Genomic DNA, 26541 nt, shown 5'->3' on the forward strand with positions numbered 1-26541 from the left:
TTTAATAATGGGGAATGCAATCATTAATAACATTGATACAGCCATAAAAAAATATGATTACAAGATTTGCGAATTGATTATGATACATCTAAAAACACCGATATTCTTTCAAACAAGTAAAAAAGCGCCCTATAACCAGGGCGCTTTACTCCAACCTAATGACTAATATTAGTAGTTGGGTATAATGTTGTTCCTCCAATTGAAACCTTTATTTCATTTGTTAGTGGAACATTTTGTTCATTAATAATGGTTCTCCACCATTCCCATGCAAGACCTGTACATTCTCTTGCTACGATTTTTATATTTTTTGAATTCGGAGGAAGTGGTATAACTGTAGAGTAATGAGCCGTTTTGTCTCTACCGCTTCCTTCCCATGTTTTATGTGTTAATATTTCTTTACCATTTTGATCAAATGTGAATTCATCCCAAGATACATCAAATTGAGCAACGTAAGCACCGTAATGATCAAGTGTCATTTTTGCACTTGAATACTCTGTAGTTGTAGTCTCGATATAATCTGTATTGTTATGAACAGCAGCAGTTGCATTATCTTTTAAGAAAGTACTTGTATATGAAATTGGGTATGCTGGATTTTTAAGACTTAATTCAGCATTATCTTTAATGATATTTCGAATTTCATTGAAATCTTTAGTAACAACCTTGTTATGCTCTTTCGCATCTCCACCTAATACTACAGCAGTAAAGGTACTTTCTTCAAAAATATCTTTGTACTGTCCACTCGTTTCGACGCTGTTATTCTTAAGTAAGGCTTTAAAAGCAGCTTGTACATCTTTGCTCTTAGATGTTGTTTCTAATTTTACATAAACTGTTCTACCATAAGCTACATTTGAAACCATAACAGGTGGAGCCGAATTACTTACTCCTTTACGAGTTAACTCATCAAAAGTAACACTATTATCAAAAAGATCGGATGGATTGTTAGGTAGTTCAGCACTTACGGTATAGAATATTTGCTTATACGCCGCCACCATCACTTTCTTCTCTCCATCTGCAACCGCATTAAAGTCAATATTTAGACTGTTATCGAGATATTTAGCGTTAACGTTAAGGGCACTTGCGATTTGTGATTTACTATAAACCATAGATTCTGTATACTGCATTCTTGCAGGTAACGTATGTGTTTTAGAATACTTTTCATTCCAAGTAGATACTAAATCATCTACTGCTCCAGCCACATTACCATATGTCGGATTTTGGACAGTGATTGTATTTTCTTTTCTCATGCCAGGTAAGTCTATACTAATATTCAAAGGCTTTCTCTTAGCCACTAATAAACTCGGTTGATTGTCTGCAAAAGCTTTATTGGCAAGTTGTACAGCTCCTGGATACGTGCGATTTGCTACAGAATCAATAATTGAAATATCGACTGGTGACGTTGTAAGTGATTTTTTCTCACGTTCCACTACTACAAATTTACCATTTGAATTGATACTTTCTTTCGGAACAAAACTCGCTACCTTATCACCATTTACAGCTAAAACCTCTTGATTATTATATTTAAGGCTTGCTATACCAGTATCAATGCTACTAGCATTTTTAGTTATATCAGTTGCATTTCCAGATTGTGTTTCTGCAAAAGAAATAGACGAATAATTAATGGTACATAGACTAACTAATAAACATGCAAGGAACTTTCTTCTTTTAGTGTTTTTCTTAATATTCAGAAAAATAACCCCGTTCTTTTTTAGTAAGATATAATAATGATTGATAAATGATAGCTAACGAATAAACTTACATAAATGCTTTTAAAAGCTCTTGGACTAAAGGAATTACTCCACCTAAAAATTTTAAAACTGCCATTGCGATTTCCATATTACTTCCTCCTCTTTGCTGTATTAAGATGTGTTGAGTATTTATGCTTTCATTATAATAAGCTTTTACATTTGTATCAATTCATTTTTATATGCAATATTTCATATTGGGGAAAAAGCAACTTTTTCTGTCAAGGTGATGATGGTACTCCTTATTTAAAATATTTCAATTCAAAATGAAGTAACGTATCGACGTAGAAGTTCAATCTCTTTAAAAATATCAGAATCTTCTAACTTTAAAAGGTTATCAACTAAACAACCTCGAATAATTGTAATAAATATACATAAGGAGGTTGATCTATTTTGTTTCGTTCTTTTACAAATGGTTGCGTCGCCTTAGTGCAACGTTTCTTGCCAGAACCGTTTATTTTATCATGTTTATTAACTGTTTTTGTTATCTTCTTCGGCATGTTTGCAACGCACCAAACGCCTGTCCAAATGATCACTCATTGGGGTGATGGAATTTGGGGACTTCTCGCCTTTTCTATGCAAATGGCACTTGTACTCGTGACAGGATCTGCTTTAGCAAACGCGCCTCTTATTAAAAAAGGATTAACGAAAGCTGCAAGGTTACCGAAAACGAATGGACAAGGTATTATTGCCATTTCAATCGTAAGTTTACTTGGGGCATACATAAACTGGGGATTTGGTATTGTTGTATCTGTTTTATATGCAAAAGAAGTGGCAAGGCAGCTCGAAGGATTGGATTATAGACTAGCCATTGCTTCTTCTTACTCTGGATTTCTCATTTGGCATGCGGGGCTTTCTGCTTCTATTCCTCTTACGTTAGCAACTGGCGGTGAAACGTTAATTAAAACGACAGCTGGAAGTATTAAAGAAGCGATTCCAATAACAGAAACGCTATTCTCACCATACGCACTTGTACCAGTTATTATTTTTCTCGTTACGATGCCTCTCATTAATAAAGCGATGCATCCAGATGAAAAACATACGATAACGGTAGATCCTAGCGTATTTCATGAAGAAGCTGCCGCTCAAGAGGTAGGGAACAATACGTTCGCTGAAAAAATGGAAAATAGTATCATTATTACACTTTGCGTTGGATTGTTAGGTCTCATTTATATTTTCAATTACTTTTATACGAAAGGCTTTAACCTTACTCTCGATATCGTGATTTTTATGTTATTAATTGCTGGACTTATTTTCCACCGTACTCCGATTCAATATATTCGCGCTTTTTCGGACTCTACGAAAAGTGCTTCTGGTATTTTACTTCAATTTCCGTTTTACGCAGGAATTATGGGAATGATGATTGGAGCAAATAGTGAAGGACTTTCACTTGGAGGAGCTATTTCGAATTTCTTTATTAGCATTTCAAACGAAACTACCTTCCCGCTCTTTACTTTTTTAAGTGCTGGCATTGTTAATATTTTCGTTCCATCTGGTGGCGGTCAATGGGCTGTCCAGGCACCAATTATGATTCCAGCTGGCGCTGAACTTGGTGTACCTGCTGCAAAAACAGCAATGGCAATTGCGTGGGGCGATGCTTGGACGAATTTAATTCAACCTTTCTGGGCATTACCGGCATTAGCGATAGCTGGTTTAGGTGCTCGTGATATTATGGGATTTTGCGTTGTTAACTTACTATATGCAGGATTTATCATTAGTCTATGTTTCTTATTTATCTAAACGAAAAGCTAGTTTTATACTAGCTTTTTTACATAATAAATCACTTATTTCCCATGAAATTTATTATGGCCTCCCACTCTATCTCCGTAAGATGTAATGCCTCACATGCAAAAAAATCTTCACATACTTTTTCAATTAAATGTGGATTTTTCTTAAGGAAATTCCACTGTAACGCTTTAGGAAGAAAATATGTATCATATTCTTTACTTCCTCTTACTACCTCATCAACTTCTCTTTCACAAATCCCTCTTATTAAATAATCATTTCTTAATTGAATCATCATTTGTTGAAACGTTTCACTGCATTTCTTCAATTGAACTAAGTGATTAATATATGTACGAAAAAGTTCGTTATCATACTGGCAACAATTTATAATACGTTCCATTTCATTCATAACGTACGAGCCTTTTCTTCTATTTGTAATAACCACTTTTCCCGCTTCTCTAGTTTACTCGTTTTCACTGATTGGAAAACTGACCGTTTTATATCGCGAATGCCGCAAAAACGTAACACGCCTCTCTTCATCATAATCCAATCTGCTGATCGGTATAATAATGCGACGTACCATAAAGGCGAGTCCAACGTATTAATCACCCACGCTTTCTTTCCGCTCAATAATCCTTTCGGCAGGGCACCTTCATATTTATAAGCAAATCCAGCTACGAAAATGCGATCAATAAATCCTTTTAAAATAGCAGGCATCCCCCACCACCATATCGGATAGATGAAGAGAAGCGTATCCGCTTCTTCCACTAACGTTCTGTACCGAGCTGTTTCTTCTTCATTTACTAAATCACGTCTTTTCTTCTCTTCATTAAATACAAGGACTGGATCAAATTGTTCCTTATATAAATCAAGTACCGTAACCGAATGATTTGTTTCTTGTAATCCTTTTTGCACATGCTTTAATATCGCCGCGTTAAAACTGGAAGGACTAGGATGAGCGTATACAATTAGTACATTCATTACAAAACAACTCCCTCTATAAGTTAAAGTTTCCCCTTCTTTAACATCTTCTCTACAATTTGCACGTTTTTCGAACTTTGTAATAAACGGTTTAATACGGTAAGTAACTCTTCCTTTTCTAAATCTTTCAGCTTCTCTTTAACCGTACTTTCACCAGCACCTTGAATATCATAAACAACTGCCGCCATATGCTTACAATAATTCTCATATGGACACTCGCAGCTACTTTCTGTAAAATTTTCAAGATCAATCATTACTTCATAGTTTCCTGCATTTCCAGTAACAAAAGCAAATATTTTCTTTTCTTGTATTTCAACATCTTCTACATGTCCTTCTTCATAATATTCATAACCTTTATCCATAATGTACTTAGGAATCCATTTCGTTATATCATTTAGTAAGTAAGCGTACATAACAACACCTCTTCCTTTAATTCCCTTTTGACTTCCAAAACCCTGCATGTTATTCTAATAACTGTCAAATAGCAAGTCTATATGACAAAACGACTGACACCTATTCGGCGGAGGTGTCTCTTTTCATTTGCAGCCGATATGAAGTGCCTCTTTCAGGCACATTCAATCTTTGACACTACACACTCAACACCATTCCCTTGTATCAGGCTGCTTAAGCAGTCTTTTACTCTACATACTTCAAAAAAAAGAGAGCTTAGCTCCCTTTTCCCGCCTTATAAAATACCCCTTTTTCAGTATAGAGATATTCATCAGCTAATGTAATTTTCCCATCCAGTTTCAGTTCATCTAATAGTCTTGATAAATAAAATTGATGTAACATCTTTTTCGTGAATTTTCCTTCATGATGCGAAACGATATGTTCTTGAATATCTAACAATGATATTGGCTTATCTTGCTCTATCATATATTCATAAACTGTACTACGCAGTTTTACGTATTTTTCGAGTGTCACAGTACTTCGCAACCCCTTTCTTCTTAATATAAATTTTCGTAATCGGTTTTTTTGCAACAAAAAAACCTCTCCGATAAGAAGAAGTTACGTATATATCTTCGTCTTATCTCCCAGAACAAATATGTTCTGCTGGAATTAGCACCTGCATCGCGGTTGCTGGGTTTCATCGGGCCAGTCCCTCCACCTCTCTGGATAAGAAAATATTCACTTAAATCCTACTATACGTAATTTCGTTTTAATTGTCAAATAAATATAACAAATTATATTTTGTTCCTTACTGTTCATACTATACATATATGAATATGCAAGGAGGATTATGAAATGCACGAAAATGCTCGCGGATATGTCCAAAATTCTTTTCAATCATTACAAGAAGCAAAACATTGTTTAGAAGAAGCGCTACAGACCGTTGAAAAAGATTTTAATCGCGCTCGTATTGAACAATCACTTTATGCGATCGAACAAGCTATTCAACGCTGTGATTACACAGTTCATATTTTAGAACAAGATTGAAAAAGCTTCCCATCATAAGGTGGGAAGCTTTTTCAAATGGCATACTTCATAATTATTACCGTTATGATTAAAAAATATACAGAATTAGCAATTTCTAAAACCCCTACTTTTATAATAGAAATTTTTTTGCCATACAACATAATTGCTCGAATGACACTCGGTATAAAAATAAGAGAACACCACGGATTCACAGAAAATACAATGATTGTTAATAGGATATGATACCCCCATGATATAAGACGATACTTCGGGTTATTTTTCTCGCGAATCATCGTTTTTACATAAAATGTACTTCCTAAAAAATATAAAAATAAAATAAGCGCAATAAATAATGCTGTTTTATCTATAAGTTTCATTGAAAAATAATAACTAACTAAACCACCAATACAAAAAATAATAATCGCACTTATGTCATTTAGTAATGCTCTTTCATTTTTTTGACGAGCGTAATACATATTTACTATAAAAAATGGAATTATTACTACTACGAATAAAAGAATTCGCCATTCATATAATAGAGAAATCATTCCAAATACGAACGCGATGATAAAATATACAATTGCTGCATGTAAAAACTCTTTTTTTCGTCTTTGCTTTATGTACGTAAGAAATGGATACGTAGCTAAATAGATAAAGAACCAAGCTAAAAACAATGGAATATGATAAATAGTAGGTTTCCCAAGTATGACACTTAATAGAAATGGTATAACGAGCATGGCCCATGCACCATGTTGCTTCGGAATAACTAACTTCATTAACTATACACCTCCCTTTTGAAAATAGTTCTCACCTGCTATTATACAAATAATTTTATATAATAACGGATATATATTGAATCTATTTTTTGACAATAAAAAATGCTCCTTACAATATGTAAGAAGCATGAAAGAGGCAAACGAATATGTAAGTCGCGACCCTACCTTATATGAGTATGCTTTTCTATGCCATGTTATGCTTATCTAATATGCCATATTTCTTTTTAAATCTTGTAAGAATCGTAATCCAAGACGTACTAAATAATAGTAAGAAAACAACATTCGAAATCGCATGGCTCAAATCGAAATAAAAACTTGCGATATAATACGAAATGACAGCTTCCCACGTTGCCTCACGTATGAAACCGAGAAGCCCCCAAAAGTTCATAATCCAGCCAAATAAAAATCCAACAAATAATCCGTATAGGAGTCTTCCCCATAGCTTTTTCATTAAAAATGTATTACGTAATAATCCAGCTATAAAACCAATCATACCCCACGAAAACATTTGCCACGGCGTCCACGGACCTTGTCCTAAAAAGATATTAGATACGATAGCCGCTGTTGCCCCAATCATAAAACCAGTTTCACTCCCAAACACAATTGCAGAAACGATAATAACAAAAGAAGTCGGTTGTACACTTGGTAAAATAGAAAATGGTACACGACTAACTGCTGCAATTGCCGCTAACACAGCAACGAGCACAATTTCACGTGAAACAAAAGCCTTTCTTTCAAAGCGGATATAGAAAGGTAACATAATAACAACTAATAAAAACATACTACTTAACATGTAATAACCGTCCATAATAAGTGTAGTAAAGAGTAATGTGCCTATTATCACTGCAAAAATACATATTATGAATGCAACATATCGTTTGGACACGCTTCATACACATCCTCCCACGTTAATGCATGTGGCAACTCTTTTCGAATGAATCGATTGATAGATGTTGTATAAAAGAAGTTTCCACTAAAAAATTCCTTCGGTGCATCATTCATAATAACTGCTCCGTCAAATAACATCATGCATTGATCAACGTATTTCGCTGCAAACTCAATATCATGCGTTGCCATTACAATTGTTGTACCTTCTTGTTGTAACTTCCTAAATAGCTCTCCTACTCTTTCTTTCTTCCATGGATCTAATCCTTTTGTCGGTTCATCAAGTAGTAATAAAGTTGGCTTTGATAATAACGTTGTACATAACGCAAGTAGTTGTTGCTCTCCCCCGCTACAATCGTGCGGATGGCGTTCTTTAAGCGAATGTAACCAAAACTGTTTTAGCATATCTTCTGCTATTTCTTTTCCTTGTTCTCCGTATAATTCACGTGCACGTTCATACACTTCTTCCCACACTGTATCAAATGTAAAATGATAATACGGATGTTGTGATACATACCCGATCCTTTTAAATCGTTCTTTCGAATCAATTTTATGTATGACTTTCCCATTCCACTTTACTTTCCCTCTTCTCGCTTTTTGCAATCCCGCTAAAATCGTTAACAGTGTAGACTTCCCTGTACCATTTTTTCCAACGAGAGCTACCCATTTTCCTTTTTCAATCGATACTGTTAAATCTCGTAAAATAAGTGAACTATTTTTTTCATATTGAAAAGATATATGCTCTGCATTTAAAATGACTTCTCGCTTTTCACTTTTTGCTACTGGCTCATTCACATATGATATCGCTGAAAAGTTATTCAGTTTCATTTGTGCTTCTCGCACTGTAAATGGAATATCTTCTACATTCCACTCTAAAAACAATCTTGGAATTTGCGGAATAAATGGACGGAACTGTTCGACTTCCCACATGTTCGCTATAACCGTTTTAGGGCTGCCATCATACACGATTTGGCCGTTATCCATACAAATAACGCGCGTAGCAAGTGGTATCACCTCATCTAAACGATGTTCACTTAAAACGATCGTAATGCCAAGTTCTTCGTTAATACGTTTTAACAATCCTAAAAACTCTTTCGCTGCAATTGGATCTAACTGCGCCGTCGGTTCATCTAATAATAATAATTTCGGCTGCATAACTAATACCGCAGCTAAATTGACGAGCTGCTTTTGCCCGCCAGATAACGTATGAACAGATTGATGCAATAAATCTTGAAACCCTAAGAAGCTAATAAGCTCTGCTATTCGTTTTTGAATAATCTGTGATGGTAACCCGATATTTTCTAAAGAAAATGCTAATTCTTGAATTACCGTATCCATTACGAGCTGATTTTCTGGATTTTGAAATACCATACCAATTTCTTGTGCAGATAATAAATCAGGTACTTCCTCTAATAAAACGTCATCATAAAAAATTTCTCCTGAACGTGTCCCAATTGGAAGTAATTCTTTTTTAAAATGTTTTAATAAAGTCGTCTTCCCAGAGCCTGATCCGCCGGCAAGTGCAATAAACTCTCCTTTTTGAATAGAAAGAGAAATATGCTGTAACGCATATTCGTCTTCATCAGCATATACAAATGATAAATTGTTTATTTCTGCATGCGCCACCATATCCATTCCCTTCCTTCCATTATAATTGGTAAACTAATAAACATCGTAAGTACGACAAACATCACTCCATCGTATTGCTGAAATAGAATAGATTCGACTTTCGGATAAATGATTAACTTTCCCCCGCCATACGTACTACATATAATAGCAATGATAAGTAGAATACTTAAATAACTGAGCGTATACCAATCTCGTCTTTCCATTCTATACCGAATATATGTCGTACGCTTCGTTACACCAAACCCACGAGCTTGCATAGAATCTGCTGTTTGCAGTGCATCTTCTAAAGAACAAATTAATAATACTTGCAGCAATTGCATACCATTTTTCACCCGTTCTACAATTGAACCTGCATCTACTTGTACACCTTTCGTTTTTTGGACGAGTGTTATTTTCTGTAATCGCCTCATAAACAAAGGAACAAACCGCACTGTAATCATCGTTAACAATGCTACTTTCGGTGAAATTCTAGAAAACAAATATAAAAATTTATGACTTGAAATAATATCATTATACGAAGCAAACGTAAACATAATCGCAACTAATAATAACCCCATTACTACTCCAAACATAATCGCCTCAAGCTTAATACGGCTATCACCTAACCAAAATAACGTAGTTCGACCTCTATGCGTTAATAACGAATTAAATAAAATGACCATAAAAAAGAAAATGATTGTGCTCGGTAACATCTTTCTAATCTTTTCGCTATTACCTTGCATTATATTTATTATAAAGATTAATAATATTGCCCCAATTAAAAAAAGAGGATGAAGACACATCATACATAGTATCATCACCCCGATATAATAGAAAAAATTCACAAAAGGATGTAAAGAAGAAAAACTTATTTTCATAGCCCTTTACCGAATGCCTTTCTTATTTTAATACAAACACCCACTCAATTGTATCGCCTGGCTTAACTGTTACTACACCAGCACTATGATTTGGAAAAGCACCATTCACACGATATTTCCATCCACTAGTAGCAGTAACATCTTTTTCATATAAATCATTAATCCCTTTTACATAAACTCCATCTTTAGAGCCCATTGCATCAACATCTAACCCTGTACGCTGCAATACTTTATACACTGTATCGCCTTCTTGTACATCCATCTTTTTCGCACCTAATAAGTATCCTTCATTACCTTTTACTGAAATTGTAACTTGTTTTGCTTTAGGTTCTGGTACTGGATCTGGTTTTTTCGGTTCAGGAGTTGGAACGGTCGGAGTCGGTATCGTTTTCTCCTCTTTATTCGGATCAACCTTCTGCTCCTGCTTCGGTGTTTCTTTCGGCTGATTCACAACCTTCGCTTCTTCTTTTACTTCTGGTGTTTTCGGTTGTTGTTGTTTCTCTTCTTGTGCTTTTTGTTGTTCTGGTTGCTTAGCGGCAGGCTGTTCCTGAGGTTTTTCTTCTTTCTTTACTTCCGGTTGTGCCTGTGGCTTTTCTTCTTTCGGCTTCTCTTCTACTTTTTGTTCTTGTTCCTCTTTCTGTTCGTCTTGCTTATTTTGCTCTTGTTCAGCTTGTTTTTCCTCCGGTTTTTCTTCCGGTTTCGCTTCATCTTTTTTCTCTTCTTGTTTTGCTACCTCTTCTTGCTTTGGTTCTACTTTCTTCTCAGGCTTTACAGCTGCTTCTTCACATCCGGCAAGTAACCCAAGTGAAAGCATTAAAGAAATGATCCATTTTATCTTACTCATGTTGTCTCTCACCTTTCATATTAAAAATTAGGAGCAAATGATTGCTCCTAATTTTTGTTAAGCTGCTTTACGTCTCCATAATACATATGCAGCAGCAATACATAATACACCCATACCTACTTCTGTAGCTGCACTATGAGAAGATGCTCCTGTTTTTGGTAACGTGCTACCGTTTCCGGATTTTTTATTTTTAACCGGTTCGTTATCGACAACAACTTTTAGCGTGTCATCTTTCGTTTCCTGTTGTACTTGTTTTTGTTCTTTTGGTTGTTCAATAACTTCTTTTTCTACTACAACATTTTCTGAATCCACATTTGGTTTCTTATCGATTTCAGGAACAGATACATTTGACCAGTCATAAATCGATTTCCCAAGGTCTTTAAACTGAAGTAAAGCTAAAAATGCTTGCTCTGTAGCCATTCCGCTACCGTTTTGATCACTTGGTAACCATTTGAATTCACCATTTGGAAGTTGGTATGATAGTAGATTTTGCATTGCCTTATGTAGACGATTTTCATCTACATCTTTCACAAGTGATAATCCAATAATCGCTTGCGCAACACTATTAGAATTTTCTTGTCCATCAGCAGAAAAACCACCATTTTCTAGCTGTTCGTTATATAAATAGGCAACAGCTTTTTCTACAGCTGGCTTCACATCTGGTCGATCTTGATAAGGAGCTAATGCTGATAAAACCATACCTGTTACATCAACGCTACTAGCACTGTCTTTACTGCTTGCGCTATCGTAAGTCCAGCCGCCATCTGTATGTTGTGCGTTTAAAAGCGCATCAACTAAAGCAACTCGATTCCATTTTGAATTCACTGGAACTTCATATTTCTTCGTATCAAATGCAAGTAAAGCAAATGTATAACCTGTAACAGAATTCACTTTATCTGATTCGTACAATTTTTGAACTAAATTATGTTCGCCTACCTTTGTAGGGTCTGCATGCATTGCATTCATCATAATAATTGTTCTAGCTAAATCTGTCGCTGAAAAACGATTAATGCGCTTTTCTACTTTTTCAGTTACAGACTTAATATAATTTAATTTCGCCTCAATTGGTATGTTCTTTCCAGAACGAGAAAGTCCTAAAGCTACCCAATCACTTTCAATTCCATCTTGTAACATCTTTTCAGACGTCTTAGAGATCGCTTCATTTACTTGCGCTGCTGGAATTTGAACGTTCTCTTGCTTTGGTTGTTCTGGTTTTTCTTGTTTTGGATCATCTGTTTTTGGTTCTTCTGGTTTTTCTTGTTTTGGATCATCCGTTTTTGGTTCTTCTGGTTTTTCTTGTTTTGGATCATCCGTTTTTGGTTCTTCTGGTTTTTCTTGTTTTGGATCATCTGTCTTTGGTTCTTCTGGTTTTTCTTGTTTTGGATCATCTGTCTTTGGTTCTTCTACAGTTTTACAAGTACCAAATTTATCTAATGTTTGCTGTAATGTTTCCTGGCTCATATTGCTCCAGTCTGCAACAAAACGAAAGACAACAACATCTCCAGCATTTAATTTATAACTATCTGCTCCAACTTCTGCAGATTTATCATTTACATCATATAACCAGCCGCTTGTGTCCCCAGCCATTAAACCGTCAATGCCTTTAACATACGTTCCAAAAGACATCGTCTCTGCTGTTACTTTGTCCCCCATGACTTTTTGCAGCAAACTTAAAGCTGTTTCCCCATCTTTAATTTGCTCTTCTTTCGGACATAACATAATGCCCTTTTGTGATTCACCAATAATTGCAAGTTTTGCTGTATTTCCTTCAGCAAACGTAATATGTACTGTATTCGCAAAAGAAACAAATACAAGTGTAACTGCCATTAACGACGTAAGCAGCCATTTTTTCAACATTGCCATCCCAAAATTTCCTCCCTTACTACTATTTACACAAAAAAAGGCCCTTCAAGGGCGTGCAATTGACACTCTTTTTTTTGTAAGTGTCGAACAAACTGCGCAACACCTCCGACCCGCATCATTCGCGGCTATATTTGTATAGGAAAAATAATTTTGTTTATGAACGTATCATTGTGATAACATTCACTTTTCTAGGCACAACTTACTTCCATTTAAGTTATCGTAAAACGATAAACCTATACATTCTGTTAATTATAAATTTCTGTATTATTTTACTATTGACAAAGAATTTTGTCCATGCTTTATCGGATTTATTTTCTAAGAATAGTAGTTTACTAGCCTTTAACGATGCAAACTCTTCTCACTAATAACGACGCCATCTTCATCCACATACACATATTCATTCGGATTCCATTCTACTTGTCCAAATTGCAATGAAATATCCCGCTCTCCTTTTCCTTCCTTTACACTTCTATTTGGCATCGTTCCTAACGCTAAAATACCAATATTAATATTCTTTAGTTCACTAGAATCACGAACATATCCATATACAATAATTCCTGCCAGCTTTCTCTCCTCAGCAATAGCTGCCAAATTATCACCAAGTAACGCACAATTCGTAGACGCTCCTCCATCAACAACTAATACCGTTCCTTCTGGTAATGTTTGCAATCCCTCTTTCACTAGTACATTATCATCCTTTACTTTTACCGTTGCAATTTTCCCGTGGAATTGTTCTTTCTTCCCAAAAGACCGAAAAGACTGGCGACATATTTGTAATTCATTCTCAAACTCATCACATAGATCGGTAGTTTTCCACATCTTTTTCCCCTCTTTTCCTTATTCCTTCTATATAACATATTCTTGGGTTATTTTCGTTTCCCTGTCTAACGTTGCAATAATTTGTATGTGCAGGAAAAGCATAGAAAAACTATTGCCTTAAGAAGCCACCTTTATTATAATCTATTTCACAGATAAATTTCAGAATATTAAAAATTAATCAAGTGAAAAAGGAGGGTTTTTATGCAATTACATACCGAGGTAAAAAAGCAGCCGAGTAAACGAAAGTTTAAAATGCCTGACGCGTACGTACTACTATTTTTTATTGCCTTACTTTGTGCCATTGCTACATATTTCGTTCCTGCTGGAGAATTTAAAAGAGTTACAAACGGTACTGTTACAACGACAATACCAGGAAGCTATCATTCTGTTCCACAATCTCCGGTAGGGTTTGTTTCTTTTTTTACCGCTATTGAAAAAGGGATGACACTTGCTGCTCCTATCATCTTCTTAATTTTATTTACAGGTGGAGCCATTGCAATTCTTGAAAAAACAGGTGCTCTTGACGGTTTAATCTATCATGTGATTAACAAATTTCGAAATCAGCAATTCCTTTTCATTTGCATTGTCGCTGCGCTCTTTTCTATTCTCGGCACGACTGGCATTATCGTTAACTCAGTTATCGGCTTTATCCCCATCGGCATCATCGTTGCACGCACATTAAAATGGGACGCTATCGTCGGCGTAGCAATTATTTATTTAGGCACTTATGCTGGTTTTAATGCTACTATATTATCTCCCTCACCTTTAGGCATTTCACAAAAGATCGCAGAACTTCCAATGTTTTCAGGGATTGGTTTACGTACGGCAATCTATATCTCTTTTTTAATTGCCACCATTTTATATATTAATTGGTATATAAAACGCTTAAAAAAATCGAATAAAGGCAGCATACTCGGAGATAACTGGTTTCCAAGTAACGCTCTTTCAAGTGAGAAAGATACAGAGAAAACAGAAGTTCCTTGGACAATACGTCATAAATTAATTTTACTCGTTTCAGCTTTATCCTTAATTGTATTTTTAATAGGCGCTTTCCGTCTACATTGGACAGACGCCGAAATGACCGCTACTTTTATTTTCATAGCAATTACAGCTGGAATAATAGGTGGCATGAAAGCGAACGATATCGCTTCTACTTTTCTAGCAGGCTGCCAAAATCTCATATATGGTGCTTTAATCGTCGGAATGGCTCGGTGTATTTCAGTCATTTTAGAACAAGGGAAATTACTTGATACAATCGTTAATCAACTCGCACAGTCTCTCGAAGGACATAGCCCTGTATTTGGCGTTCTCGGCATGTATGTAAGTAGTGCCGCATTACATTTCCTCATTTCATCCGGGACAGGTGAATCTGTTATTTTCATTCCGATATTAGCTCCATTAGCCGATTTCATGCACATTACACGCCAAGTCACAGTACAGGCTGTTATGCTTGGAGAAGGTGTAGTGAACTGCCTCAACCCAACTTCCGGTGTTTTAATGGGTGTTCTCGCAGCGAGCGGCATTTCTTACGGAAAATGGATTCGATTTATGGCTCCACTTGCATTCATTTGGTTTATCATTGGACTTATTTTTCTTATTATTGGCGTGAATATTGAATGGGGACCTTATTAAAAGACTCATATTATACTTAACTTGATAAAATAGCTATTCTATTATCCAATCCTATAAAAATTATTTATTCTAGTATAGATATAAATAGGGATTGATCATAGTGATCAATCCCTTCTCTCAAAGTAAAATACCTTTAAGTATTTTAGTTCCAAATTTTATTTACCCATTCCGGATGATCAATAAAAGGATTACGATTATGTTGATATTTCGTAAAAATCACTTCATTACGCTTTCGCTCTAAATCATCTACCGGGTCTTGTTCATTCCATTTTAGTAAAACGGATAGTTTGCCCATGTATGGATCTTTATTGTTATTCACCTTTTCATTTAATTCTAAGTCTATTTCCCCATTGTCTCCTTCATAACGAACAGCCATATAAAATAGCATTCTAGCGATATCTCCTTTTACACTATCACGAGGTTCCCAAGAATCACTATCATATTTACATTCTGTCGCTTCCGAATGATTCACACCACCATTATCAAAATCCAGATTTCCACGTGAGCTATTTACAGATACATCCGTCGCTCTTAAATGATGCAAATCAGTTCCAGCTCCTGCAGTCGTTCCAAAATTACCGTGAGATTTTGCCCAAACATGCTCTCGGTTCCAATTATCAACTCCTGAACCATTCGTAAGTTTCCCTTGCGAACGCCCAGTATATAAGAGTATCACATTGTTTTTATTATTTGGATCTTCATCAGTATCTCTTAGTGCTTCCCAAACCGCACTGTATGATAACTTTGTATGATCATCAATAATATTATGAAGTTCCTTCTTTAATTCTAAACCCGTTTTTCCTATTGCATTATTATAATATGTATCATCATAGCTTTTTACAGTAATCTCTTGTGGTGATGCAGAAGCTACTTCACCGTGTATGATATTTGTGAATGATAGAGATGCAGTACCTAAAATAAAAAATGAAGATAGTGTAACCATAGCAAGCTTTGTATTTCGAAACTTCATATACCCATTTCCCCTTTAACATATAATTTGAAGCTATTAACTAAAAAGTGCTTTCTAACCCCCCAAAACTTTTAGAAAGCCATACCCACCCTTTTCTTTTTATTTAATACAAAAACTCTATTGAGTCTGTATCATTTCCACACTTTTGGTTTATCTACTTTTCAAGGAATATCCTTCTCTAGTAAAAATTATTAAAGTATTCCTTACAATTAAAAAGTAGTTTAATGTTAACTCATAAATTTCAATTTTTTTATGCAATTATGCATATTTGATAAATCGACTTTTCCTTTTTCTATAACTGTCTTTATTTTTTGTGTAAAACCCTTCTTCCTCTGAAGAATAAGTACAAAAATAGATTGGATACCATGTAGGCACCAACCTATTTTAATTAAAGAAACTGTGTCAATTCTGAGTTCACAACACGTTGTGCAGTAATGATAACACTTTCAGCTGTTAGTCCATAAACACTATATAGTCCACCAGGTTGATTAGGAACAATTTGAACTTCATATTCAAATGCTTGTCCAAAAGCAGGATGAACTAAACTTAGAGTTGCAAAAGTAGAAGCATTAGAATTCACATTGAAGTTTATCTGTTCAATTAATGCTAATGAACCGTCAAGTCTAAAAACTCTAGCTACTCCAGTAAGTGGGCCCGCAGTACGGTTAAGGATCTTCACCCTAACTCTATTTGCATTAGCAGGTTGATTTCCTACGTTTTCAATTGGTCCTGTAGTAAGAGCCATATAACATCACCTCCATTATATTATTATGATATTCAATGATATACATTGATGTTATAGTTTAATTACCCAATTTATTTTAAATAAAAAAGCTTGTTTCTTATATTTTTTATAAGAAACAAGCTTTTCTTTTTCAACTACCATTCCTAAGACAAGTTTATCCGTCTCGAAAACATTTACAGTTACTTGACGTTTATGCTGGGACAGAACTACTACTATTTACTTTGCATTGAATCTATATATTTTTTAACTACTTCATATACATATTCTTGATTTGCCGCTGCTGTATTTGGGTTATATTTTCCGCCGTTTGTTTTATTGTTGGATAATACTCGAATTCCTAAAAATGGTACGTCATAAGCTTTTGCAATTTGAGCCGCTGCAGCGCCTTCCATTTCTTCTACAGATGTACCGTATTTTGTGTGGAACCATTTAATTCTATCAACTTCATTATTCCAAACATCTGCTGAACCAATCGTACCTTCCACTACTTTACCTTTTGTATATGTATCTTTTACCGCATTAGCTGCTGCAAGTAAATCCTTATCTCCCTCGTAGTATCGGATTTTCTCAGCATTTGGATCTTCTCCTGCACTTCCTTCAGAAGCCATTAAGTCCATAGAAATCCATTTTGTCGGCTCAATTCCTTGATTCTCATCCATATTTGTTGTTTTTAATGAACCTATGTTTGCTACTTGTTTTCCTAAAACAATATCAAATACGTTTAAATTTGGATCATGTCCACCCGATGTTCCTTGGTTAATAATCGCTATAGGCTTATATTTTTCAATAGCCACTGCTGTAGCGGCTGCTGTATTTTCCATTCCTTTACCTGTTTTCGCTACGATTACAGGATAATTGTCGACAGTGCCTTTATAAAATACGAAAGTTCCAGACTTTTCTTCTTTCACATTTTTTAATCTTTTTGCAAACTTCTCAGCCTCTATCGGCATTGGCCCTTGAATTAAAATAGGCTGTTGATTACTTTTTGCCTCAACTTGTTTTGGACCCGCATTACATCCCGCAAGTATTGAGAATGACAATGCAACAGTAGTTACTAGGGCAGCACATTTTTTCAACGTATTCTTTTTCATAAATAATCTCCTCTTTCTCTTGTTGTTTTCTATACTCGATGCTTTTGGTCCAAACAAAAAAGTTCTAGAAATTGTAGAAGAATCTCTACTTTCTAGAACTACGGTAGTCAAAGTTAATTAAGCACATGCAAAATTATAAATCGGTAGCGTACATTACATAGCACGGCCGAATACTTTAACCCGTAGTCCAGTTCTTTCATTGGGAACTAGGTAGAAACGCTCGGACCATATTACCGAGTATATACGAGTGATGATGTGTAAAATTATTATATTGGTAATATATCAAACTTTTAGTGTGTACGCAATCTAAATATGAACATTTTTAATAAAAGTATTTTTAATGTTCGTTTTTAAAAGGTCAATCGATCTAATTAACCATTCCAAAATGAAAAACACCATAAAAAAACTTATAATCCGAATGCCAAACTAAATCCACCTACAACAACCGAGCTTTTACAAGCAATTAAGCTTTCTCACATCCGCCTTATATTGAGCTGGAAGTCTTTTCACCCTCGTATTGCGAGATAAAACGCGCATCCATCCAATTCACAATTATTTCTTCCAACTCTGGATGAAGTGGCTTATCCGCACTTTCCACATAAATCTTTTTAAATTCTAACGCTTTAAAATCACCTTCAAAATATTTTAAGGTATGATCCATATTTTTTATTACATACACTTCAGAGTCACCTTGCACATAATCACCAATTCTCTTCGCTTTTTCAGAATCTGCCTGAAAGTCTTTATCACCAGCAATCGCTAACACTGGGCACGTTACTTTCATTAAATCTTTATAAATGTCATGCTGAAAATGCTCTCTAAACCATTTTGCGTTCATTGGCTTAAAACCAATTTTTACAATATCTTTTTTTGAGTTTATCATTTTCTCTGTTGCTTTTTGCGCCTGCTTTTCTCCTCGTTTCTCAATATTGAGCAGACGCATTAACTTTCCTTTTATTCCTTTTTGCTCTTTTAACTCCTTATAAATAATCTCTCTTTGTCTTTTCGTAGCCTCTTCTAATGATTCCGCAGCTCCTGTAAGAAGTATGAGTCCATTAACTGGTGTTCTTGCGTTTACTACAGTCGCTAACATACACCCTTCACTATGACCAACTAAAATGATATTTTCCGGATCAACAAATGGTTGTTCTTTTAAATACGTAATAACAGCTTCTACATCGGATACTAAATCCCACATCCCAACTTTCATAAATTCACCCCTACTCGCTCCAACACCACGTTTATCAAAACGTAATGTAACTACTCCGAGATTTGTAATTAGATGTGCCAAGTCTTTATACATATTCCCTTTCATATTCAGTGGCATTATCGTTCCATCACGATCAACTTCCCCAGATCCAGCAATAATGACAACAGCCGCATACTTCCCGTCGGATTTCGGTTTAGTAATTGTTCCTTGCAAAGTAAATTCACTATTTATCGCTACTTCATATTCATCAAAGATCATCCTTTTGCCCTCCCTCTATTCTTTTATACCCAATTTAAATTTCAAACTCGCTATAATATTTTTATACTCTAGTAAATCTTTCATCGATGCGAAAATCGGGTTCTCTGCAATGCCTTGTAACATACTCCGCTTTATAATCTCTTCATTTCTAACCGTTTTAGCGCCGAGCGGAAATTCTGCAAACCATCCATCAATCGCATCAAAATATGAATCACCGTGTAAATGTAGACTATTTACTGTGAAACTAGCCGCACAAACCGCTACATATTTCCGTAACATTTCTAATGCACTTTCATAGTTTTCTTGCATGCAATATACTTGCGCAACGGAATAGTAAACTTTTAAAGTCATATGCGGATGTAATTTTTCTATTTCATAAATGTCTATTAACTTAAAAGCTCTATTTAAAATTATCTTTACCTTTTCGGTATTTGAAGCATTTACTAATACATAATTCGGTATTGTCGCAACGAATTGTATTAAATGTTGGTACATACTAATTTGCATAATTTTATTCGCCTTTTCAGTATTTCCGAGAATTTGATACGCCTGTGCGATTAGATCTTCCTCTGGAAAGTTAGGACGAATCGTTTCACCAAGTAATTGAAGCACCTCATTTGGTTTATTGAGTATAAGATAGCAAGTTGCTTTAAACGTTACCGCCTCTTTCACAAGAGAAACATCATCACTTTCTTCCTGCACCCTGCTAAAAAGAGACATTGCCTCTTCTAAAATTTCAATTCTTTTATCCGTATCCTCTGTTAACATATGGTGGTTTATAAAAAGTAGTCCCACTTGAAGTAATAACGGAAAACAAGAATAATATTTTTTGATTATTTCTCTGCACTCTATCATTACTTCATGAAACGGTTCTTCACTAAATGCTTCCGCTAGTCGATGATATAAATTTTTAATATCTTCCTGCTCCATTTGTGGTGTATAACTAATTAGTTCATCAATACTTATGTTAAAGTACGAAGCTAACAGTGGTAAAAATGTAATATCCGGATAACTCTGCCCTGTCTCCCATTTGGAAACAGATGCCTTTGTAATACCGATATACGCCGCTAACTCTTCCTGTGTAATTCCCTTTTCTTTTCTCTTTTCCGCAATAATTTTATGAATCTTAATTTCTCTCACTGTATCACCTCATACTTTTATTATATGTACTATATTCTATACAAAATATGGATTTAAAGTCGACTTTCGTTAACAAAATCAACTGTTAGGAAACATCTCCCTAAAATGAAAGGCAGGAACATATTTGAAATGTTCCTGCCTTTTTATTGGGGGCTACCGATACGTGGTCATCTAGCTAAGATTTTGAAGTGCTGCAAAATCAAAAAATTCATCTCAATACAGTTTTTTATGAAAACCCAGTGAACAGCTTAATTGCATAATTTTCGATATAGGAAGTTATCAAATCTATTCAATTAAACCAACTATATCAAGAAAAATTATAGTAGTTATTATTGCGATAGCTGCTATAAGAAATTTAAATCTAAATTTAATCTTAATACCTAGCTTCTCTGGAATAAAATATATTCCCAAACCCATACTAATACGTCCTATTAATAAATATAATTGAAATAAAAATTCGTTATTTATTTTTTCCTTAATATATACTTTACTGTAATCAAACAATAGGAAATATATTAAAACAATAATTAAGTAAAGAATATATAATTTCACATAGTTTCTCATTTTAGTTTTTTTCAAAATACTTTATACTCCTTTTAGATGTCAATCAATTTATAAATTTTAATCTATTATTTCTCCCTTTATCGATGCCCCAAATTGTTTAAACATGTGATTCCCCCTTATTATCAAGACGTTCTCAATTATAATAGATTCGTGTAAGTAGTAAAGAGTTCCTCTTGTATATTCTATACACATCTAATTGACATAACGTCTCTCTGAAATGAAAGGCAGGAACATATCAAATATGTTCCTGCCTTTTTATTGTGGGGTACCGATACGTGGTCATCTAGCTGAGATTTTGAAGTACTTCAAAATCAAAAATTTCATCTCACCACAGTTTTCTATGGGAATCCAGTGATTAGCTTATTTACATCATTTTCGAAAGTGGAAGTTAAAAGTTTTTAGTTTCTTGCGCAATTAAAGCAATACATTAATCTAGAAATTTAAGTGATTCCAATTTTCCAATTATCATTGACTTATATTTGATAGCTTCATACTGTGAATTATCAATTTTTGTCTTTTTTATATTTAACATATCAAATATTTCTCTTTCAATATCTCTTCTTGCTTCTAAAACTTTAATTGTTCCGTCTAAACCGTGATAGCCTTTCATCTTCCCATACCCTTGATTTGTATAATACTCAATAAATCCAGAAGACCATTCTTTTGCTCTTTCATTAAATACCTTTCTGAATGAGAAGTCCAAATCATCTTGTTCTATATAAAACAATACTGGATTTAATTTCTCTATAATTTTCTCTAATGCATTAATATAACTTATAACTTTCTCTTTTTTTGCACCATATTTAACCATCCCAATTGTTAATGGATTTTGTATGAAGCAACATTCAAAAATATAAATTTTATTTTCGTTGTTGGCTATTTCAACAAAATCCCTCCATTTTTCAGTTATTAATTCAATATTCCTCTCTAGCGGTAATTCATATATATCATTTTTGAAAATGGTATTTAATAAATTTTCAGGAAAATTAGAGCTGTATTCATTTTTAATTTTTTTATATGGCAATAAATAATTGTTTTCTCGCTTCGTGACTCTATCACTAATTACTTCCTTAAAATTACCACTATTCACTAACAAACTTTCGAATTCACTTTTATCAAAACAAGATACCCCATCATAATCAGCAGGGTGGTCTGGATTCCCTTCAAGAAATAACTCAGCGTCAATATTTTTTTCAATTAGAATATCGTAAAGCAAGCTTGCAGTGGTGGATTTCCCAAAGCCAGGAAGCCCTTCTACTATGATTAATTTCGTATTCAAAAAATCTACACCTTTCTAAGACAAAACGGACTAATTATCCTAAAATCTTTATCTAAACTTAATAAAACTAGAACTTCTTTTCCTATATATCGTTATTTCGTTATTTCACCAAACTGCGCTCTCGTCACTTTCGCTAAGTCATCCACTTTCAGCTCAATTTGTATACCAATTTTCCCGCCGCTTACTATCATCGTTTCAAGTGATTGAGCAGTCGCATCAATGCATGTTGAAAGTAACTTCTTCATTCCGACCGGTGAGCAACCGCCGCGAATGTATCCTGATACTTTCGTAATATCTTTTACAGGAATCATTTCAATTTTCTTTTCACTGACTGCTTTTGCAGCAGCTTTTAAATTTAGTTCCTCATCTACAGGAATGATAAACACATGATAATTTTTACTATTCCCTTGAGCGATTAACGTTTTATATACTTCTCTCACTTCTCGTCCAATTTTCTCGGCTACTGATACGCCATCAATTTTTCCATCGTCCGGATCATATGACATCATCGAATATTCGATCTTTTCTTTATCTAATATTCGCATCGCATTTGTTTTATCTTTTTTCATGGGTTTCTCCTTAAAAGGTTATTTCATATTATTAAGTTTTATTATACACCTTTTTCCATTTCTCCTACATAACTTCACGTATATTTCAAAACTAAAAATATTGATAATTCAAATATCATCTGATATAATTTGGAAAAACTTATGTTAAGGAGAGATTTGTCATGCGAAATATTAATACTTCTTTCCAACTTCATCATCATACGTAATGCCGTGTATCCGAAGAAAAATTTTTCTTCGTGGGTACAGGGCTTTTCCTGTTGACCCACGAAGCGCTTATAAAGCTATGTGGGTATTTTTATACCTGCATAGCTTTTTTTATTTAAAAAGGAGTGATTACTATGGAAATGAAAAATGTAAAAGGAACGAAAGACTATTTACCAGAGGAACAAGTGCTAAGAAATAAAATTAAAAGAGCTTGTGAAGATACGTTTGAACAATACGGATGTAAACCGTTAGAAACACCAACGTTAAATATGTATGAGCTTATGTCTTACAAGTACGGCGGTGGCGATGAAATATTAAAGGAAATATATACGCTTCAAGATCAAGGAAAACGTGACCTTTCCTTACGCTACGATTTAACAATTCCATTCGCAAAAGTCGTGGCAATGAATCCGAACATCCGCCTCCCTTTTAAACGGTATGAAATTGGAAAAGTATTTCGAGATGGACCAATTAAACAAGGGAGATTTCGTGAGTTCATTCAATGTGACGTTGATATAGTCGGTGTAGAATCTGTCATGGCAGAAGCGGAACTTATGAGTATGGCGTTTGAACTGTTCCGAACGTTAAACTTAGAAGTAACGATCCAATATAATAACCGAAAATTATTAAACGGTATACTCGAGTCCATTAACATCCCTACTGAACGAACGAGTGACGTCATTTTATCATTAGACAAAATCGAAAAGATTGGGATTGATGGTTTACGAAAAGATGTATTAGAGCGCGGAATTTCTGAAGAAATGGCTGATACGATATGTAATACCGTTTTATCTTGTCTAGAGCTTACAATTGCTGACTTTAAAGAAGCTTTCAATACTCCACTCGTTGCCGAAGGAGTAAACGAATTACAACAATTACAACAATATTTAATCGCCCTTGGAATAAATGAGAATGCTATATTCAATCCATTTTTATCACGAGGACTTACAATGTACACAGGCACCGTATATGAAATCTTTCTAAAAGACGGCTCAATTACATCCAGCATTGGTAGCGGCGGTCGATACGATAATATTATTGGGGCATTCCGTGGTGATAATATGAGCTATCCAACAGTCGGTATTTCATTCGGTTTAGACGTTATTTATACAGCACTCTCACAGAAAGAAACGATATCATCTACAGCGGATGTATTTATCATCCCACTCGGGACAGAATTACAATGCTTACAAATTGCCCAGCAATTACGTGCTACTACTTCCTTAAAAGTTGAACTTGAACTAGCAGGCCGCAAATTAAAACGTGCCCTTAATTATGCCAATAAAGAGAATATCCCTTATGTGCTTATTATTGGAGAAGAAGAACTTAATACAGAAACCGTTATGCTGCGGAATATGAAGGAAGGTAGTGAGGTGAAAGTCTCCCTTTCTTCTTTAAGTAGTTATTTATAATACGAACCACCCTCGTTTGGGTGGTTTTTCTATTTTATAGATAACGAAACAATTAGTTTACATAAAATAATTACATTCTACTAAAAACCATAAGTATTCAATATCCAATTATCTATTATTTTTGGTAATATATAGATATTAATTATTTTAGGAGGATTTACTTTGAAAACTTACATACAAGCACTAAAGTGGGCCACAGGGATCTATCATCTTTTATTGATTCCTTTTTGTTATTTATTTCTAAATCATGCTAACCTATATGGGATACCTTTACTAGTGATTGCTTTACATATCACTACTATTTTATTATCCAAAAAAGCAGCCATGAATACGTACCCTCATTATATCGGTATTATCGTTACTCTAGTTGCCTTCTTTCCTTATATAGAAATCGTTCTACATATTATAGCAGCCGTTTTCCTTTTATTAGATGCAATTTCCACTACTAAAAAGAAAGTTTTTGATTCATAGCAAAATCAATAGCACATCCCAAGAATAGATTCACATGCATTTTAATGACAACCAAAATTTTAGAAAGTAAAAAATAAAAGGTGTCTTCACCTATGGAAAACACCTTTTATTTCTCCAACTCTTAACTATTATTTTTCGTATTCCTACTCTCCAAAACTTTCTCCATATTATGAGTTGCCCACTCCATCATTAATAGAATCATGGGACGTAGTGATTCACCAAGCTCAGTTAATGAATATTCTACTTTTGGAGGCACTTCACGGTATACTTCACGATGTATGATACCATCTGCTTCAAGTTCTCTCAGCTGCAGTGTTAACATTCTTTGTGTGATATTAGGTTTTAATCTTTTTAATTCATTAAATCTCTTTGTACCATCTAATAAATGATACAAAATAACCCCTTTCCATTTTCCGCCAATAACCTCAACCATAGCTTCCACTGGACAAGAATATTTATTTAAAAATGGGTAATTTATATTATTTTCGTTTGAACAATCCATAATAAATCCCTTCCCTTACCAATAGTATCTTTTTTGATACTATACCACATAAATGTGCGTACTTGTATCTATGTTACTTTAAAAATATAATTTACTTACAAAAATAAATTAACGAAAAGAGGAACTTTTATGACAAATACAAAACAAATTACAAAAGAGAAAATTATGGAGGCCTTTCATTTCAGACATGCATGTAAAGAGTTCGATCCTATGCACAAAATTTCAGAAGAGGATTTTAATTTCATTTTAGAAACAGGCAGATTTTCTCCTTCTTCTTTTGGTTATGAACCTTGGAAATTTATTGTCGTGCAAAATAAAGAATTAAGAGAAAAACTACAACCGTATTCATGGGGCGCTGGTGGGCAACTTGCAACAGCAAGTCACTTTGTCATTGTTCTTTCAAGAAACATTAAAGATATGCATTATGATGCAGAGTATATTAAATATATGATGAACGATATTATTGGATTACCTGAAGACACTCAAAAAATTAGATATGAATTCTTCAAAAAGTTCCAGGAAACAGATTTTAACTTATTACAATCCGATCGTGCTGTATTTGATTGGGCATCTAAGCAATCTTATATTGCTTTAGGGAATATGATGACGAGTGCAGCTCAAATTGGCATTGATTCTTGTCCAATAGAAGGATTTGATAAAGAGAAAGTAGATTCTTTACTTCGTCAAGAAGGCATTATAAAAGACGATAATCTTGAAGTGTCTGTTATGGTTGCCTTTGGTTACCGTAAAGAAGATCCAAAGCGTGATAAAACAAGACAAACTATGGATACAATTGTTGAATGGATTAAGTAATATAACACTCACAAATAAAACTCCTTCTAGCTAAATACTTATTCTATTGAATAATCAGTTGTTTTTCTAATGTATGAAATTGATTTTTCATGGAAAGATATGTTAGTATGTATACAGTTTGAGCGCTCTATTTTTTAGAGTCGA

Annotated in this window: 27 protein-coding genes and 2 riboswitches; of the genes, 6 read left to right on the forward strand and 21 right to left on the reverse strand. The window is 34.4% G+C overall.

The features are described from left to right. Positions 1–155: 155 nt before the first annotated feature. Positions 156–1685 carry an anthrolysin O/cereolysin O family cholesterol-dependent cytolysin Alo gene (alo, locus tag J0835_RS15815; protein WP_242250097.1) on the reverse strand — a complete coding sequence of 510 codons (1530 nt, stop codon included), beginning with the start codon at positions 1683–1685 and terminating at the stop codon, positions 156–158. A gap of 450 nt (positions 1686–2135) precedes the next feature. On the opposite strand from alo, the gene J0835_RS15820 reads away from it, so the two are divergent. Then, the gene (locus J0835_RS15820) at positions 2136–3482 is read left to right on the forward strand and encodes a short-chain fatty acid transporter (protein ID WP_087981241.1); all 1347 of its coding nucleotides are present in this window, start codon (positions 2136–2138) and stop codon (positions 3480–3482) included. Between the two features lie 40 nt (positions 3483–3522). On the opposite strand, the gene J0835_RS15825 is transcribed toward J0835_RS15820, so the two are convergent. The 4 genes from J0835_RS15825 to J0835_RS15840 form a co-directional block, all read right to left on the reverse strand. Beyond that, the gene (locus tag J0835_RS15825) at positions 3523–3876 is read right to left on the reverse strand and encodes a group-specific protein (RefSeq protein WP_140386865.1); all 354 of its coding nucleotides are present in this window, start codon (positions 3874–3876) and stop codon (positions 3523–3525) included. After that, positions 3873–4448: an NAD(P)H-dependent oxidoreductase gene (locus tag J0835_RS15830; RefSeq protein ID WP_087981243.1), complete on the reverse strand. Its 576-nt coding sequence runs from the start codon at positions 4446–4448 to the stop codon at positions 3873–3875. The genes J0835_RS15825 and J0835_RS15830 overlap by 4 nt, the downstream gene beginning before the upstream one ends. A gap of 23 nt (positions 4449–4471) precedes the next feature. After that, entirely contained in the window at positions 4472–4861 is a 390-nt protein-coding gene (locus J0835_RS15835) for an SWIM zinc finger family protein (protein WP_087981244.1), read from the reverse strand. Between the two features lie 253 nt (positions 4862–5114). Next, a complete protein-coding gene (locus tag J0835_RS15840; RefSeq protein ID WP_002096439.1) occupies positions 5115–5432 on the reverse strand; it encodes a hypothetical protein in 318 nt (105 codons plus the stop codon). Between the two features lie 40 nt (positions 5433–5472). Next, a riboswitch (SAM riboswitch) is annotated at positions 5473–5571 on the reverse strand. A 122-nt stretch (positions 5572–5693) separates the two neighbouring features. Here J0835_RS15840 and J0835_RS15845 point away from each other — a divergent pair. Continuing rightward, positions 5694–5885, forward strand: coding sequence for a hypothetical protein (locus J0835_RS15845; RefSeq protein ID WP_000545003.1), 192 nt, complete (start codon positions 5694–5696; stop codon positions 5883–5885). 32 nt (positions 5886–5917) lie between these two features. Here J0835_RS15845 and J0835_RS15850 read toward each other — a convergent pair whose 3' ends face one another. The 7 genes from J0835_RS15850 to rraA form a co-directional block, all read right to left on the reverse strand. Next, entirely contained in the window at positions 5918–6640 is a 723-nt protein-coding gene (locus tag J0835_RS15850; protein WP_087981245.1) for a YwiC-like family protein, read from the reverse strand. 184 nt (positions 6641–6824) lie between these two features. Continuing rightward, positions 6825–7526 (reverse strand): ECF transporter S component, encoded by a 702-nt coding sequence (locus J0835_RS15855; protein ID WP_087981246.1) that lies wholly within the window; start codon positions 7524–7526, stop codon positions 6825–6827. Beyond that, positions 7499–9160 (reverse strand): ABC transporter ATP-binding protein, encoded by a 1662-nt coding sequence (locus J0835_RS15860; protein WP_140386835.1) that lies wholly within the window; start codon positions 9158–9160, stop codon positions 7499–7501. The genes J0835_RS15855 and J0835_RS15860 overlap by 28 nt, the downstream gene beginning before the upstream one ends. Then, positions 9133–10011 (reverse strand): energy-coupling factor transporter transmembrane component T, encoded by an 879-nt coding sequence (locus J0835_RS15865; protein ID WP_087981248.1) that lies wholly within the window; start codon positions 10009–10011, stop codon positions 9133–9135. Before J0835_RS15865 ends, J0835_RS15860 begins: the two co-directional genes overlap by 28 nt. 22 nt (positions 10012–10033) lie before the next feature. Further along, on the reverse strand, positions 10034–10855 hold the full coding sequence (locus J0835_RS15870; protein ID WP_087981249.1) for a DUF4430 domain-containing protein: 822 nt from the start codon (positions 10853–10855) through the stop codon (positions 10034–10036). 57 nt (positions 10856–10912) lie between these two features. Next, complete coding sequence (locus J0835_RS15875; protein ID WP_087981250.1) at positions 10913–12718, reverse strand: DUF4430 domain-containing protein; 1806 nt, start codon at positions 12716–12718, stop codon at positions 10913–10915. Positions 12719–13057: 339 nt separating this feature from the next. After that, the gene (gene rraA, locus J0835_RS15880; RefSeq protein ID WP_087981251.1) at positions 13058–13537 is read right to left on the reverse strand and encodes a ribonuclease E activity regulator RraA; all 480 of its coding nucleotides are present in this window, start codon (positions 13535–13537) and stop codon (positions 13058–13060) included. 201 nt (positions 13538–13738) lie between these two features. Between rraA and J0835_RS15885 the strand changes: the two genes are divergently transcribed. Beyond that, a complete protein-coding gene (locus tag J0835_RS15885) occupies positions 13739–15169 on the forward strand; it encodes a YfcC family protein (RefSeq protein ID WP_087981252.1) in 1431 nt (476 codons plus the stop codon). Positions 15170–15311: 142 nt separating this feature from the next. Here J0835_RS15885 and J0835_RS15890 read toward each other — a convergent pair whose 3' ends face one another. From J0835_RS15890 to ybaK, 8 genes are all read right to left on the reverse strand, one after another. Then, positions 15312–16139, reverse strand: coding sequence for an endonuclease I family protein (locus tag J0835_RS15890; RefSeq protein ID WP_087981253.1), 828 nt, complete (start codon positions 16137–16139; stop codon positions 15312–15314). A 388-nt stretch (positions 16140–16527) separates the two neighbouring features. Further along, on the reverse strand, positions 16528–16884 hold the full coding sequence (locus tag J0835_RS15895) for a hypothetical protein (protein WP_016129918.1): 357 nt from the start codon (positions 16882–16884) through the stop codon (positions 16528–16530). A gap of 212 nt (positions 16885–17096) precedes the next feature. After that, entirely contained in the window at positions 17097–17975 is an 879-nt protein-coding gene (locus J0835_RS15900) for a 5'-methylthioadenosine/S-adenosylhomocysteine nucleosidase (RefSeq protein ID WP_087981254.1), read from the reverse strand. Between the two features lie 163 nt (positions 17976–18138). Further along, positions 18139–18242: riboswitch (purine riboswitch) on the reverse strand. Between the two features lie 217 nt (positions 18243–18459). After that, positions 18460–19443 carry an alpha/beta hydrolase family protein gene (locus J0835_RS15905; RefSeq protein WP_087981255.1) on the reverse strand — a complete coding sequence of 328 codons (984 nt, stop codon included), beginning with the start codon at positions 19441–19443 and terminating at the stop codon, positions 18460–18462. 15 nt (positions 19444–19458) lie between these two features. Continuing rightward, a complete protein-coding gene (locus J0835_RS15910) occupies positions 19459–20583 on the reverse strand; it encodes a helix-turn-helix domain-containing protein (protein WP_087981256.1) in 1125 nt (374 codons plus the stop codon). A gap of 285 nt (positions 20584–20868) precedes the next feature. Beyond that, entirely contained in the window at positions 20869–21162 is a 294-nt protein-coding gene (locus J0835_RS15915) for a hypothetical protein (RefSeq protein ID WP_087981257.1), read from the reverse strand. Between the two features lie 412 nt (positions 21163–21574). Next, positions 21575–22426 (reverse strand): hypothetical protein, encoded by an 852-nt coding sequence (locus J0835_RS15920; RefSeq protein ID WP_087981258.1) that lies wholly within the window; start codon positions 22424–22426, stop codon positions 21575–21577. A gap of 92 nt (positions 22427–22518) precedes the next feature. Then, complete coding sequence (gene ybaK / locus J0835_RS15925) at positions 22519–22995, reverse strand: Cys-tRNA(Pro) deacylase (RefSeq protein ID WP_087981259.1); 477 nt, start codon at positions 22993–22995, stop codon at positions 22519–22521. A gap of 338 nt (positions 22996–23333) precedes the next feature. Between ybaK and J0835_RS15930 the strand changes: the two genes are divergently transcribed. Then, complete coding sequence (locus J0835_RS15930) at positions 23334–24611, forward strand: histidine--tRNA ligase (protein ID WP_087981260.1); 1278 nt, start codon at positions 23334–23336, stop codon at positions 24609–24611. A 162-nt stretch (positions 24612–24773) separates the two neighbouring features. Beyond that, positions 24774–25082, forward strand: a complete 309-nt coding sequence (locus J0835_RS15935; protein WP_087981261.1) for a hypothetical protein — start codon at positions 24774–24776, stop codon at positions 25080–25082. 121 nt (positions 25083–25203) lie between these two features. On the opposite strand, the gene J0835_RS15940 is transcribed toward J0835_RS15935, so the two are convergent. After that, positions 25204–25584 (reverse strand): winged helix-turn-helix transcriptional regulator, encoded by a 381-nt coding sequence (locus tag J0835_RS15940; RefSeq protein ID WP_000340656.1) that lies wholly within the window; start codon positions 25582–25584, stop codon positions 25204–25206. Positions 25585–25713: 129 nt separating this feature from the next. Between J0835_RS15940 and J0835_RS15945 the strand changes: the two genes are divergently transcribed. Continuing rightward, on the forward strand, positions 25714–26397 hold the full coding sequence (locus J0835_RS15945; protein WP_087981262.1) for an NAD(P)H-dependent oxidoreductase: 684 nt from the start codon (positions 25714–25716) through the stop codon (positions 26395–26397). Positions 26398–26541: the final 144 nt, after the last annotated feature.

It is taken from the genome of Bacillus cereus group sp. Sample62, assembly GCF_036851315.1.
In the GTDB taxonomy this organism is placed as follows: Bacteria; Bacillota; Bacilli; order Bacillales; family Bacillaceae_G; genus Bacillus_A; species Bacillus_A wiedmannii.

Coding starts and splice junctions, on each gene's coding strand:
- J0835_RS15825 (WP_140386865.1), bottom strand. CDS start 3,876: ATGAATGAAATGGAACGTATTATAAATTGTTGCCAGTATGATAACGAA.
- J0835_RS15830 (WP_087981243.1), bottom strand. CDS start 4,448: ATGAATGTACTAATTGTATACGCTCATCCTAGTCCTTCCAGTTTTAAC.
- J0835_RS15835 (WP_087981244.1), bottom strand. CDS start 4,861: ATGTACGCTTACTTACTAAATGATATAACGAAATGGATTCCTAAGTAC.
- J0835_RS15845 (WP_000545003.1), top strand. CDS start 5,694: ATGCACGAAAATGCTCGCGGATATGTCCAAAATTCTTTTCAATCATTA.
- J0835_RS15850 (WP_087981245.1), bottom strand. CDS start 6,640: ATGAAGTTAGTTATTCCGAAGCAACATGGTGCATGGGCCATGCTCGTT.
- J0835_RS15860 (WP_140386835.1), bottom strand. CDS start 9,160: ATGGATATGGTGGCGCATGCAGAAATAAACAATTTATCATTTGTATAT.
- J0835_RS15865 (WP_087981248.1), bottom strand. CDS start 10,011: ATGAAAATAAGTTTTTCTTCTTTACATCCTTTTGTGAATTTTTTCTAT.
- J0835_RS15870 (WP_087981249.1), bottom strand. CDS start 10,855: ATGAGTAAGATAAAATGGATCATTTCTTTAATGCTTTCACTTGGGTTA.
- J0835_RS15875 (WP_087981250.1), bottom strand. CDS start 12,718: ATGGCAATGTTGAAAAAATGGCTGCTTACGTCGTTAATGGCAGTTACA.
- rraA (WP_087981251.1), bottom strand. CDS start 13,537: ATGTGGAAAACTACCGATCTATGTGATGAGTTTGAGAATGAATTACAA.
- J0835_RS15885 (WP_087981252.1), top strand. CDS start 13,739: ATGCAATTACATACCGAGGTAAAAAAGCAGCCGAGTAAACGAAAGTTT.
- J0835_RS15890 (WP_087981253.1), bottom strand. CDS start 16,139: ATGAAGTTTCGAAATACAAAGCTTGCTATGGTTACACTATCTTCATTT.
- J0835_RS15895 (WP_016129918.1), bottom strand. CDS start 16,884: ATGGCTCTTACTACAGGACCAATTGAAAACGTAGGAAATCAACCTGCT.
- J0835_RS15900 (WP_087981254.1), bottom strand. CDS start 17,975: ATGAAAAAGAATACGTTGAAAAAATGTGCTGCCCTAGTAACTACTGTT.
- J0835_RS15905 (WP_087981255.1), bottom strand. CDS start 19,443: ATGATCTTTGATGAATATGAAGTAGCGATAAATAGTGAATTTACTTTG.
- ybaK (WP_087981259.1), bottom strand. CDS start 22,995: ATGAAAAAAGATAAAACAAATGCGATGCGAATATTAGATAAAGAAAAG.
- J0835_RS15930 (WP_087981260.1), top strand. CDS start 23,334: ATGGAAATGAAAAATGTAAAAGGAACGAAAGACTATTTACCAGAGGAA.
- J0835_RS15940 (WP_000340656.1), bottom strand. CDS start 25,584: ATGGATTGTTCAAACGAAAATAATATAAATTACCCATTTTTAAATAAA.
- J0835_RS15945 (WP_087981262.1), top strand. CDS start 25,714: ATGACAAATACAAAACAAATTACAAAAGAGAAAATTATGGAGGCCTTT.